The sequence below is a fragment of the Halorientalis marina genome (assembly GCF_023028345.1).
Lineage (GTDB): Archaea > Halobacteriota > Halobacteria > Halobacteriales > Haloarculaceae > Halorientalis > Halorientalis marina.
This window is the reverse complement of the sequence record NZ_CP095488.1, coordinates 408,015-420,925: the sequence shown is the minus strand read 5'-3', so window position 1 is coordinate 420,925 and position 12,911 is coordinate 408,015. Positions and strand designations below refer to the sequence as shown.

At 59.5% G+C, this 12,911-nt stretch carries 9 protein-coding genes; 4 read left to right on the top strand and 5 right to left on the bottom strand.

Annotated elements, in window-relative coordinates; translation table 11 throughout:
• Positions 1-139: 139 nt before the first annotated feature.
• Positions 140-811, bottom strand: a complete 672-nt coding sequence (locus MUG96_RS21010; protein ID WP_246989147.1) for a glycerophosphodiester phosphodiesterase — start codon at positions 809-811, stop codon at positions 140-142.
• Positions 812-1,211: 400 nt separating this feature from the next.
• Here MUG96_RS21010 and MUG96_RS21005 point away from each other — a divergent pair, with 400 nt between their 5' ends.
• Together MUG96_RS21005 and MUG96_RS21000 are read left to right on the top strand one after the other, a co-directional pair.
• Entirely contained in the window at positions 1,212-3,575 is a 2,364-nt protein-coding gene (locus MUG96_RS21005; RefSeq protein ID WP_246989146.1) for a type IV secretory system conjugative DNA transfer family protein, read from the top strand.
• 198 nt (positions 3,576-3,773) lie between these two features.
• Complete coding sequence (locus MUG96_RS21000) at positions 3,774-4,850, top strand: hypothetical protein (protein WP_246989145.1); 1,077 nt, start codon at positions 3,774-3,776, stop codon at positions 4,848-4,850.
• A 138-nt stretch (positions 4,851-4,988) separates the two neighbouring features.
• Here MUG96_RS21000 and MUG96_RS20995 read toward each other — a convergent pair whose 3' ends face one another.
• Positions 4,989-5,858 (bottom strand): endonuclease/exonuclease/phosphatase family protein, encoded by an 870-nt coding sequence (locus tag MUG96_RS20995; protein ID WP_246989144.1) that lies wholly within the window; start codon positions 5,856-5,858, stop codon positions 4,989-4,991.
• Positions 5,859-6,721: 863 nt separating this feature from the next.
• Here MUG96_RS20995 and MUG96_RS20990 point away from each other — a divergent pair.
• Positions 6,722-7,069 carry a DUF8165 family protein gene (locus MUG96_RS20990; protein ID WP_246989143.1) on the top strand — a complete coding sequence of 116 codons (348 nt, stop codon included), beginning with the start codon at positions 6,722-6,724 and terminating at the stop codon, positions 7,067-7,069.
• Positions 7,070-7,321: 252 nt separating this feature from the next.
• Here MUG96_RS20990 and MUG96_RS20985 read toward each other — a convergent pair whose 3' ends face one another.
• The 3 genes from MUG96_RS20985 to MUG96_RS20975 all read right to left on the bottom strand — a co-directional run bounded on the left by MUG96_RS20985 (position 7,322) and on the right by MUG96_RS20975 (position 12,069).
• On the bottom strand, positions 7,322-10,300 hold the full coding sequence (locus MUG96_RS20985; protein ID WP_246989141.1) for an HsdM family class I SAM-dependent methyltransferase: 2,979 nt from the start codon (positions 10,298-10,300) through the stop codon (positions 7,322-7,324).
• A gap of 115 nt (positions 10,301-10,415) precedes the next feature.
• Positions 10,416-10,982 carry a hypothetical protein gene (locus MUG96_RS20980; RefSeq protein WP_246989140.1) on the bottom strand — a complete coding sequence of 189 codons (567 nt, stop codon included), beginning with the start codon at positions 10,980-10,982 and terminating at the stop codon, positions 10,416-10,418.
• On the bottom strand, positions 10,975-12,069 hold the full coding sequence (locus MUG96_RS20975; protein WP_246989138.1) for a hypothetical protein: 1,095 nt from the start codon (positions 12,067-12,069) through the stop codon (positions 10,975-10,977). The genes MUG96_RS20980 and MUG96_RS20975 overlap by 8 nt, the downstream gene beginning before the upstream one ends.
• Positions 12,070-12,400: 331 nt before the next feature.
• Here MUG96_RS20975 and MUG96_RS24435 point away from each other — a divergent pair, with 331 nt between their 5' ends.
• The gene (locus tag MUG96_RS24435; RefSeq protein ID WP_246989136.1) at positions 12,401-12,895 is read left to right on the top strand and encodes a helix-turn-helix domain-containing protein; all 495 of its coding nucleotides are present in this window, start codon (positions 12,401-12,403) and stop codon (positions 12,893-12,895) included.
• Positions 12,896-12,911: the final 16 nt, after the last annotated feature.

Sequence of the window (12,911 nt, the reverse complement as noted above, 5' to 3'; positions counted from 1 at the left end):
TGTTGGTGCATCTGCCAGCGTGTCCGCCGGAGCTGTCACCAGATTCTGTTAGTTTGCATGCAACCGTCTGAACACAGGGTGTGGGCTGCAGAGAGGTCTCACCTGAGTCGCCTGCGGAGCCGACTAGCGGCCGTATTTTTTATTTGATCCAGTCCGTCACGTGGGGAGAACTTGCGATGAGTCCGTCGACGCCACGCCGTGTGAGCGCCCAGGCCCCGGGTCGTGAGTCGACGGTCCACGCGTTGACCGCCAGACCCGCGTCGCGAGCGTCAGCGACGACGCCGGTCAGCAGACACAGCCACGCATTCGGATGCACGAACGCACAGTCGAGGTCCCTCGCGACCGTGAGGCTGTCGTCCAATGTCGCCCCGAGCACGTAGGCTAGTTCGACGTTCGTGTTCGCTTCGGGATGGACGCCACGAAGTGCGTCCGGGTCGAACGACGAAATAATAACGTCGTGTGGTATCGATTCGGCCATCGTGATGGCCTGTTCGGTGATTTCGGGGTCTTTTAGTTCGAGATTGATACCCACGTCGGCGGGAATCGAGTCGAGAACGGCATCGAGAGTCTGGATGCCCTCGCCGTCGTGGGCGTCGAGCGCGGCGAGTTCTGACGCGGTCAAGTCGTCTACCTGGTCGACACCGTCGATACTGATGTCCAGGAGAGCGTTGTGTGCGACGACGAGTTCACCCGACGCACACCGGCGAATATCGAGTTCGATCATATCGGCGTGTGGGATCGCGCCTTCGACCGCTGCGACGGTGTTTGCGGAGTATTGCTCGTCGAAGCCGCGGTGGGCAACGAGCCGCATTTAATTACTGTTTCCGGGCGAGCGACAAGTTCGTTCCGGCCGGTTCACCGAATCCCTGATCGGTACTGGGTTTTGAGAGTGCCGCTGAACTAAACTCCGCATCCAGTCCGCTACTCTTGACTGTCTCTGGGTGAGTCGCTGCCCAGAATAGAACACCGTTCAGCGCCCTGAGTGCCCACAGCCCGTCCGCGAACACCGACCAGCCGAACTCCGGGCGGGACTGAACGGGGCGGCGGGCTCGCGCCTGCGTGGTCGTCTGCGTGCCCCCTCGCGTAGCGATGGCACGCAGCGACCGCGAGCCCGCCGGGGCGTTCGATATCTGCGCAACGATCACACCCCCACTTCTCGGAACCCACGAGGACACGAATCCTCAAATACCAGACCGCGACCAGCCCGCCCCATGGCAGATGACTTACCAGTGCCAGCCGACGACCAGCAACCGTATCTGCACCTCCAGCCGGCCGAAACACCACTCGATCCGACGAACGTCACGAGCGCTTGCCGGCGCCTCCACACGCTCGCTGACCCCAGCCACTCGGTCATCGACCGCCTCAACCCACTCACCACGACCCGCCCACCGACGGTCGAATGCCTGTTCCTCCGTCCCGAGGCACCGACCGACCGCCTCAACTGCTACTGGACACTCCACGGATCCACCGCCATCGCCGACCTCGAAGACACACTCCGGGACACCCTCCCCGACCAGTACCAGGTCACGGCGACGACCGGCGACCCCCTCACTGACCTGCAACCCCACGCCGAGTCCCACGTCGCCGGCGTCCAGTACGAAGCGACCACCACACACCGCAAAGACTGGCAGACCGCCCTCGTGCCATTTCACACCGCTGCCCGCGACCAAGGGACCCCAGCACCGACTGCCAACACTCGCCCCACACCGACCGAGACCGACACACCGCGTCCACTGGAAACGGTCCTCTCGGTGCTCGCCACCTGTGACTGTCCGGCCGCCTACCAGGTCCTCATCCGGCCGTTTCCCGACTGGCGACAGGCCGCCGACGAGCGCACCGCAAAGATCGAACTCGGGTCGAACCGCATCACAGGGACACTGTTTGCCAACCCTTCGGAGGTGCCGATCCACCGCGAACCCAACCTCACCCCGACCGCCCAGGCCCGCCATGACGCCATCACCGCCCGCGATCCCACCCGGTCGTTCGTCGTGACCTCCAGGGCCGTCGCCGTGGCACCCGACCCGACCACCGCGAGCGCGACTGCCGACCGACTCGAAACCGCACTCGACCCGCTGAGCGGGCAGTTTCACGAGATCGGCGGCCGCCGTCGCGACGACGCCGACACGGGCGTCCTCGACATCGGAACACCACCCGGCCAGCAACTCCTGGCCGATATGCGGGCCCGGACACTGCAGGCACCCAGCTACGAATCCACGACCAGTCGTCTCCCGGGGACGACAGCCGCCTCGACGGGCATCGTCGTCGACGCCGCGGAACTCCCGCAGTTCTGCCTGCTCGATGGGGCCAGCGCGCCAGCCGATGTGAGCCGCGCACTAGAAACGGTGCCCCCAGCCCAGACCACCATTGAACGACCGCCGGATCGCCTCCTCCGGGCCGTCGAGGGCCCGGGTCTCACGCTGGGCCACCCACGAACCACCGACCGGACGAGTACGGCACCCATCGCCCTCCCGCCGGACCGCCAGTCGCTGCATCTCGGGTGGATTGGCCGCACTGGCGCCGGCAAGTCCACCGCCCTGCTTACCGCCATCCTCGACAACTACCAGGCGACCGACGGCCCGGAGATCCTCATCGACCGCAAGGGTGGCCGTCTCCCGACCGAGTACCTCCGTAGCCACTACGAACGGTACGGGGACCTCGACGACGTCTACTACTTCGACTGTGCCGAGCGCCTCCCCGCCATCTCGTTTTTCGACATCCGAACTGACCTCACCGCGGGGATCGCACGCCAGCGCGCTATCGATGACCGGGTGGCCCACTACGAGGAGATCCTCGCGCAGTTCATGGGCGCCGAGGAGTACGACGCCGCCCGCTCGACGGAGATCATCAACTACCTCGTGAAGGCGCTGTACGACCCGGTGCATGGCTCGGACGTGCTCACCCACAGCGAGATCGAAACCGCGCTCCATCGACTCCATGACCGCGAGACGCCGCCGGCGGTGAGCACGGAAACACTCGAACGCAAGCTGGCAACCCAACTCGCGACCGAGGACTCCCGTACCTTCGAGCGAGTGATGGCCGGCGCTCGCAACCGCATGGAGAAACTCACCCGCCAGACCGTCCTGGAGCGGCTATTCGATCACGCACCCACCGGATCGGACCCACGGTTCGATTTCGCGGAACTCCTCGACGAGGATGCGGTCGTCATTTTCGACCTCGGCCGCCTCCGCAGCGAGGCGAAACGCGGGCTTACGCTCGTCTTGCTCTCGAACTGCTGGGCGGCGTTGCGGCGCCGGTATCAGCAGGCGAGTGCGGAGACGACGCTCCCGCTGGTGAACTTGTATCTGGAGGAGGCCGGCGCCATGGCGAACAGTGCCCTCGTCCAGGATCTGCTCTCGCGGGGCCGGGAGTTCCGGTGTAGCGTCACGCTGGCCATGCAGTTTCCCGGCCAGCTCCGGGCGGCTGACGAGTCAACCTACGCGGAACTGTTGAACAACGTCGGCACCTACGTTACGGGTAACGTCGGCGTCGACCACGACTTTGCCCACCGGTTTGCGACGACGGCGATGGATCGAGCGGCCGTCGCTAACCGCCTCCGCAATCTCGGCCGCGGTTAGTGGCTGGTCAGTCTGCCGGGTGCCTTCGGCGAGCGCGAACCACAGCCGTTCGTCGTCGAGTCCTGCCCGTTGCCGGCCGGCCATCCCGACCGTGCCGATACGACGGCGACTGCAGGCTATCAGCAGGCCATGCGCCGCCTTCATGATCGTATCCGCCGTGACCATGCCATCCCGGTTGTCACCTCACAGGCAGGGACTGTGCCCGATACGGACGAGGAGGGCGAAGACGAGGATCGAGAGCCACGGGCCATCCTCGAACGGACGAACCGGATGCCGCCGGGTGTCTTCTACGACGTGACGAAAGACGCGCTCTGCTGTCCCGACTGTGATAGCCGCTACGACCCCGAGATCGGTGGGATGCGCCGCGCCATCGAGTGTTGTGACCCGCCGGCAGAGATCGACCCCGACGACGTCCCGGTCTGTGCCTGTCCGCTCCCGCTCGATGAGGACGATATCGAGGAATCTGACTGCTCCTATACGCAGTTGCTGTTCCTGCAGGCAGTCTACAAGGCCATGCAACAGCATTTCGAACGCCTGGAGTACGATATCGTCTGGGACAGCATGCTCCGGCTGCAGGAATACGTGGATATCGAGGACGATGCTATCGACGACCTCCTCGACGAGGGGTATCTCCGCAAGGACTGTGACCACCCACACCGCCTCTATACGGTGACCGCTGACGGTCGGGATGCGATCGGCGTCACCTATCGTGAGGGTGTCGCCCACGGCCACGGCAAGGGTGACCTCGGCGAGTCCAGCTATCACGTCATGCTCGTCGAAGCCACCAAGCGCTGGCTCAAACAGTCACGGGTGGAGGACCCCGATTCGCCGGTCGCGCGGGTCGTCCCCTACTTCGAGTTGCAAGAAGGGGGCGTCGACGCCGCGGCGTTCATGGGCACCGACGACGAGGCTGCTGAGCAGGCCGCTGAAGAGTTCGCCAGCCACCGGTTCGATCTCGTTGGGTTGAACGGCGATGGCGAGGTCGTGCTGACACTCGAAGCCGAGCGAGTGAATCACGATCTCTGGCGGGCTGCGCCGGACGATTACGACAAGATGGCCGCCTGTAAACCCGACGAGGCGATCTGGGTCGTGCCGACACAGAAGGCTGGCCACGAAATCCTGCAGGCGTTGAATGACCCGGCTGATGGAGAGTCCAGAGTCGAGAAGACCTATGCGGAGACGACGCCCACCCAGCAGTTCCGGATCGACGAACCTGGCTTCACCGCGATGTACCCCGTGAGTTGGGTTCAAAACCAGTTAGAGAGCGACGAGTGACGTGGTTTGGAGATAGATGAGACTTGATCGGCCTGGTTGCAATTTATTACAGATGACAAAAGCCGGCTGCTGGATATAGAGGATTGGTCGGTCACAGGCTCTGAAACCTATCACTGGCTGATGGTTTCAACGAATCTGCTAAACCGAGAACTCCATCAGCATCGGGGCATGGTCACTACACTCGTATCCGTCGTGGTCGTACCAGCACCGCTTGGGATTCAGTGACTCGGACGCGAAGATGTGGTCAATCCGTCTCGATTCGTGACTGGTGTCCTCGGTATCGAGGTCTCTGTAACCGTGGACGTGCCTGAACGCATCTACTAATCCGACATCCGATAGACCCGTCATGACACCCAGTTCTGCGGATATCCACCGTTCACGAATACTCTCTGGCTTGTCCTCGCCCCACGAGACCACCGTCCCATCTGCTCGCTCCGCCTTGGGAATATTGAGGTCGCCCGCCAGTATGCACCTCTCCGGGTCGGACTTGGTGATTCGGGCGTAGACGTTCTCCAGTATCTTGATTTTCTCCTCCCCGTACATACTCCCCGGCACGGTTCGAACGTTCCAGAGGTCAACCGATTGCCCGGCAATCTGAACCTTCGAATTGAGAATCTTCTCCGGGAAGTTAGTACTCCAGTCTTTCATCTCCGAGTTCTCCCATGGACCGTTCCTGATGCTCGGACGCCGACGTTTGAGATCCCCCGCGTCCGCATCCTCATGGACGGCGGTGATTTGTCCGCTCGTATGGATGAACTCGTGGTGGGGAGGAACGTTGCTCTCACGGAGTTCTTGTCCCCAATCGAGCGTATCTACAACCTCGGTGTACCCCTGTTCCTCCCGAAGCAAGTCCAGCCATAGTTCGCGCTGGACAGTTGTTACCTCGTTGAGCATCACGATATCTGGCTGGTCCAGCTGCTCCCCGATGAACGACGCCTGCTCTCTGATTCGGTCTTTGCTCCCTGCTGGCGGGACAGACCCCTGCACGTTCCAAGATAGGAGTCTCACGATTACACCACTCCGATTGAGTCTGTCCCGGTCCCACGCTGGTAGACCACCGAAATCACACACTGCATTGGAACCCCATTCAGAATCTAACCGCTTAAAATTTCTCAGCAGTCTGCGACCCATCGTTACCGTCTCTGCTGACTGACTCGCGCTTTCTATTCAGCACGGCGGTCAAGATGTGTCACTACTCAGTTACTGTACCCACCAATCCGCGTTCTGTGTCCAGAACGGCTGGGAGCACACGGCTCGTGGCACCTGCGTGAGTGAGCAACGGTTCAAAATCGGCCACAAAACCCGTTTGGAAGCAGTGCGTCTGTTTGGAGATCGTGACTAGGACGAGTGCGATGCGGAGTCGGTGCCACACTGGCCCTGCAATCGGTCGCTGAGAGCGACGGGAGACTGGTAGTAGTGGGGTGTCCCCACCCCGAGTTGGTGTAGGAAAGGTTTCAAAATCGGCCCCAGTCTTGCGATTGCCCGATTCTGAACGGGGTTGCCGGCCACCGCCAGTCGCGCTGGTCGCTCAGCGTCGTTCGTCGTATTGGCAGTTGCCCCCGTGGAGTCCGTCTGCGAGGGCGCTTCGCGCTCGATTGTGTCCCCTCCGTGTCGCGCTCTGATTGGCTTCCTAGTTGCCCGGTTTGCAAATTGGTATGACTATAGTCCGGTTCAGAACGGATTTTGTTTTCAGTCGAAAGCGGCTCAAGGAGCGGGGATTCGACAGTCGGATGGTGAGCGACTGCATCATAAAATCGCCTGCTGAACGCGCATGGATGCCAAAACCAATCGATCCACGGACCTAATGATTCGGAGATAATCGTTGTGACGGGCACAAACAATAAGTATCAAGCATTATTATACTATTTTAGATGAGCGCAGGACATTTCCACAACGCAGGCGGTTACATCGACCATGGGGATGCAACCGCTCTCTTCCCGGTTGCGGCGCTGGCCGGGACGGTACACACGCACCGTGATGCCGTACTTGTACTTGGAGCTGCTGACAGAGAAGCGGTACTGGTCGTCCGACCGACGGGGCTGGCGAGCAGTTACGCGCTCACGCAGCGGCCGCTCACTGCTGTCGAGATTGAATCATTAGATAACGAGACTCGTGAGGCACTGACGACGACCGCAGAGGTGGATCTTGATGGCTTCGAATACGTCCAAATCGGACGGTCGACGACACCAGCGTGCAATCGGAGTCTGGCAGAATTTTGAAAGTATGTCTGCAGACTCGTGTTTCGTATCTGACGGCTAAGCCGTGGTCATGCTGTGGTGGCTGTTGTTTTCGACTACAAGCGAGTAATCGAACCAGATGTCCTATATTCGATCTCTCTTTCAAGAAAGTGTTCACAAAGACTCTCCAATCATAGATGGTCGAAATGAGAATAGCTACCATTCAGTCGATATCCGGGTCTGTGATTTACACGTCAGTTGACCCAAGGTAGGATCAACAGAACCTAACCACGGTTACATGAATTCAGAGAGATCCGTCTCTTCCCCCGACGGCCGCGAGAACGTACGAGTGGCCTCCCCTTCAAATTCGGCAACCTCGTCGACTTGAACTGCTGCTTCAGCACCCGTCGTAATTCGGCGCTGGACCATCGAGTCGTAGAGTTCTCTAAATCTGTCCACAGAGATATCCAGACCGAGAATATCCAGGACCAACCGGTCAATATCGTCCTGTGCGTCAGGATCCCCACCGATGAGTCGATCGGCTAACTCGGCCAGTTCCTCCTGTACATCTCTCGACAATGTACGCACATCGAGGACTGGAACTGATGATACCTCGTACGTCATAAGTTGGAGTGCTCCGCCACCTTCGGCTCGCCCCCACGTTTCGAGAAGTGACTTATAAACAGTCGAGCTATAAAATCCGACCATTGCATCACCGTCAACATCTGGGTTGAAATTGATGCAGTCGATGGCGTTGCTGGGCATCAAGCGATCAGGGTTGGCGATAGTATACACTCTCTCGTCGAAGAACTTTGGATGTAGAAGCTCGGGAGCCTCCAGACCTCCAAGATCGAACCAGACATCCCGGTTCTCACAGGTCGCGCCAGTGTGATGCCCTTGGCGCTCCCCCCACTCAATATAATTATATGCCCCATCAAACCCGTCCCGCCCGAGTGCATTCTTGACGCGGGTTTCGAGATCCGAGTCTGAGGCTAGACCAGCATTCTCACGTTCTACTTCCGCTACATAGTCGTGGATATCGAAGAGGTACTTTTGGGTGTCCTCCCACGTGACCACCCGTGAATCGACGTCACTGATGCTTTTGATCGCCGGTTTTAGAAACCGCTTGTCAATTTGCCAGTCCTGGCGTTCGGCCTCACTCACGAAAAAGAAGCCGTTTGACCCGGTCATCACGCCCCGGGTTACGGTTCCAAGGTCACCATCAACCGGGACGAGGTCTGGGTGCTCAAGCAACTCGATGAATTCGCTCGGGGCGCGGATATAAGGAAGGAGTTTCCCTGGACCCTTCTCCATGAGATACGACTGTTCGACTGCAGTGACACGGTATGCCGGCCGGTCACGAATCTGCATATACGATCCATCAGGAACCTCGTAGTCGACAGCCACGGTATCTAAAATATCCTCGGCATCCATGGGTTCGCGGATTCGGATGAACGGGGTCGTGGTATCGGCCCTGGCCTGCTCGTCATCGGTTCGCTCAATGAGCAGGAGGACAGTGTCCACGAGAGCATCTTCGAAGGCACGGGCAGTGAATCCTACGACGCCCTGGATTTTGTAGTGATCATAGAGGAACTGTTGCAACGATTCACCGTATCGGGTGGTTAACCACTTGTTTGGTATAATAAATCCGAGCCGACCACCTTCCCGGAGAAACTGCGTGGCGTGCGTGATGAAGTAGACATAGGCATCGGATTTCCCGCTGATACCCTTTGATCCGTCTAGGTACGTGGAGTATCCATCACGGCCGAACGCTGAGAGGTGGGATCGAAAATGGTCTGACGACGGATGGAGGTTGCCTTGCCGGATGTACGGGGGATTGCCTACGACGGCATCAAACATTCCAAGGCGCTCTCCCTCACCCTCAGCCGCATCGATACGAGTATCGATCAGCCGGTTCGTGTCCGGGTCAAGGTTGAAGAAAGAGTCGTGGAACACATGCAGGTGGTCGGTTTCTTCCTGAATATTTCTGGATGAGAGATTGAGTGCGGTTAGATGGAGGGGGAATCGGTTGATGTCCACTGCAACGAGACGATCGATGATTTCCTGGTGGAGAGCATCGGGATGGAGATTTGAGAGAATATTGTACGCTTCGACGGTGAATGTCCCGCTCCCACAAGCCGGATCGAGTACTCTTGGTACTTCGGCTGATGGACGGTCAAGTGATTCATTTGGCCGACCGATTGCCCACTGACTGAGCGTTTTGGCGATTCGAGGATCGGTGTAGAACTGACCGAGCGCTCTGCGTTCGTCTGCCGGAATCAATTGCTCGTAGACTTCTCCGAGGAGGTCCTCGTCGAGTTCGGTAACTTGCTCGGACTCAATATTCGCAACGAAGTCTTCGAGCATCCGCAGTGATTTCTTGTTGTCAGGAAACGCGCCGAAGAGATCCGAATGCTCCTCGAAAATGGGGCGATAGTCCACTTCGTCAATAATATGCTGGAATTGGTGGCGAAGGTGCCGATCCAGATTTGTTGTAGTCGTATAGTCCGTCAACGGATCCAGGGGGAATCCGCTCTCGGTTTCGATCGGCGTAACCATGCCACCCACCTCCGGTTCGTATTGTGCCCGCGTCTTCTCGCGTACCACCTCGTAAAACAGCACCCGATTCGTCAGCAAATATGCGTACTGCTTGGCAGCGATTTCATACTGTTCGTCGGCATCGCGGTCGAGGTAGTCGTTTTCCCGAATCCAGTCGTCGAACGCCCGCGTGAACTGTTCGTTGTGGCCGTGCTTTTCAGCAGCTATCGCTTTGTAAGTCGGCCAGACCGACGTGTGAAAGCTACGTAGGATGCCAACAATCCGAGTCCGTTCCTGCTGATTGGGGAGGTCACCTTCCTGGTGAATATATTTGACAGCAGATAGTAGTTCAGCGACAAATTCGGTCAGGTCTGTATCTCGAAGGTCGAAATAAACAAAGTCGATCTCCGCGACATTGTATTCACCCTGATAGTGAAACAAGAAAAAGTCTGTAGAGGTACAGGTGGCGAAAAATTCGGTATTAAGTCCGTCCGCATATCCGCGAGCCTGTTTCACGACCTCACGATCACGGGGATACTCAGTATCCCGTTTTACCTCAATAACAAGATCACCATTCAGGGGTGAAGGAACGTAAATATCTGCGAACCCGTCACCAACAGTTTTCTCAGAGATTGGTTGCTCGTATACTGTCTCTGACTGGTTGCTGATGTAATCAGCAAGACGGGTGAAGAGCTTGCCGTGAAATTCGGCTTCCTTTGCCGGCGAATTCGGCATACAACTGTTCACCTAGCGGAACCACAAGTATCCCCCGTCTGTATCAAATAAGGAAGGGTAGTATTATAGATTATTTGTTATTTACGAAGGCTCGGAGGCCGAACTTACGATCGTCTCAATTCGCCTTCGCGGCGGGGACACCGTACATCGTCGCGAACTCCGAGAAATGGTCCTGTAGCGTCTCGTAAGCTGCTGTGAGGTCGGCCGCGCTCTCGATCGGGATGTAGAAGATGCCGGGTGAGTTGTTGTAGACGTCCGCAGCGGGCTCGACGTTCCAGTCACGGTCACGGGTCGCATCCACCACGGCCTGGTGGTCGTCTGCGGTGGCGTTTTTGATTTTGTAACTAGCCACACAGAGTGCCCCCTCGTGGTCCGGGTGGCCGTAGTCGTCCGGTTCCAGCCACCGCGTCGAGAGGTTCAACGTGAGTCCCTGCGGGTCAGACTCGGATTTCACGCGGTCCATCTCGAGATCGACGCGTCCGAACGCGAGCGTCTTGCCGAACGTGCCCTTGTTCCAGTCGGCCTCCACACCGTCGGGGAACAGAGAGCGGTTCGCGGCCACGAACTCGTCGCCGAGACGGACCAGTTCCCGCTCGAGTTCGGTCTCGAACTGGTCGACCAGTTTGATTGCCTTCAGATAGCGGTCCTTCTCGATCGCCCGTGTGACGAACTCCTCATTCATGCTGACTCGCCTCGGTTGTTGCTCGCAGGTACTCGATCTCGCTCTCGATGTCGCCGATCCCGACCGACAGGGACGTGTCCCCACGAACTATGTCAGCAGCCTCCGAGAGGCGCTCGGCGGCTGGCCGGGGCACCAGTCCCAGAATTCGCTGGTCGATCAGCGTACAGAACACGTAGGCACTCGCCACCCAGTGTGGAGGCAGGTCGCCATCGCGCTGGAGGAGCGTTCGGAGGGCGGCACCGACTTCGCGCCAGTACCGGACCTGAACACCCGCGGACCGGTCGGATGCGACGACCGGTGGCCCGGAATCGGGTTCGGACAGTTCATCGCCGAACGTCTCCCGAAGGTCCGACCGCTGGTACTCGGGCACCAGGAGGACGTGCGTCCAGTCGCCGCCGTGCTGTCGTTCGATAAGTGCGGCTGTATCGAGTGTCTTCCGTAGGTTGGTGTCGCCGACCTTCACCTCGATGGAGATACCGCCCGACGGATACGCGATGAGGATGTCCTCGTATCTCGTCGGTTCCTCGCCGCCCGGCAGGTGGGCCTCCGTCTCGACGATATCCGGCTCACCGGTATAGGCATCGCCGAACAGCTCGTCGATCAGGATCCCGTCTGCCGACCGGAGAAGATGGGCGAGGCCGTAGGACCAGTCTTCCTCACGGCTGACGCGGATCGGGCCTGTCGACCGCTGGGTAGACCGCCAATCGACCGACAGCGGGTCGACATCGAACGGGCTCGGGCTCTCCAGCCAGGCCGCATCGGCCGCGTCCAACTCGGCTAGTAGCTCGGTCACGTCCTCCTTCCGGGCCTCGCGATAGGTCTCCCACCAGGAATCCAGTTCGGGCCAGCACCCGTCCAGCCAGCCCGCATCCAGCGCGATGGTATCGTCGTCGACCAGCGCCGATCGGTCGGGGTCGACGTGGGACCCCCACCAGGAATCCAGCTCGGGCCAGTGATCGGTAAGCCACCGGCTGTCCAGCGCGAGGGTGGTTTCCTCAACGACGACCGACCGGTCGGGATCGACGTATGACTCCCACCAGGAATCGAGAGCCGCCCAATCGCGTGCGGTGACGTCCATCCTCGTCATTGCCAGCCTGTCAGCCCGGGGCTTAATAGCCTCGTATCGGGACGAGGGCTGATACATACTGTCGAGCTACCGGGCGGAAACGACGCGACCGTTTCCCCATCTCCGGCAGTGCGGTACACGCATCCGCTAGTTCTCCCGCATCCCCGTTTCGGAACCGCTGGAATCGGGAATACAAGCCGGTACCGCCAGCAGTACTCGACCGTGCAGTCCACTCACATCCCAGACTGGAGTGAGTGAATGGGTTGGGTGTATCCATACTCCTGTATCGAGCACTCGGATCAGTCGACCGTTTCTTTTACCAGCCCACCCACGATCTACCAGACGCCGAGCGATGTATGTCCCAACTGGCGACGACCTCCGTGAAGCACGGACGGCACGCGGGCTAACCCAAGGCGAACTCGCAGACCGTGCGGACGTTTCCCAGCCCCTGTTGTCTCGCATCGAAAACGAGGACGTTGACCCGCGACTGCCGACACTCCACCGGATCGCACAGGCGATCAACGACGCTGAGCAGCATCTCGAAGCGGCGGAGCTCGAAGTAGCCGTTCCGGAGGCGCTCAAAGACGCCCGAACGGCAACCGGACTTACCCAGGCGGAGCTCGCAGAGCGGGCGGATGTCTCGCAGCCGCTCATTGCCCGGATCGAGAACGACAACGTCAATCCGCGGGCGTCGACTCTCCGAGCCATTCTCGCGGAAGTAGAGACTGGCACGGACACCCACTCGGAAGAGAGTGACACATCCTCGACTGCTGGAGTCAGTGCCGAGGAGTTCGAGTCCGATATCCTGGCTGAGATCGAGCGGTCGTTCGATCAGCTCCGGGAATAATTCGATTGATCGTCAC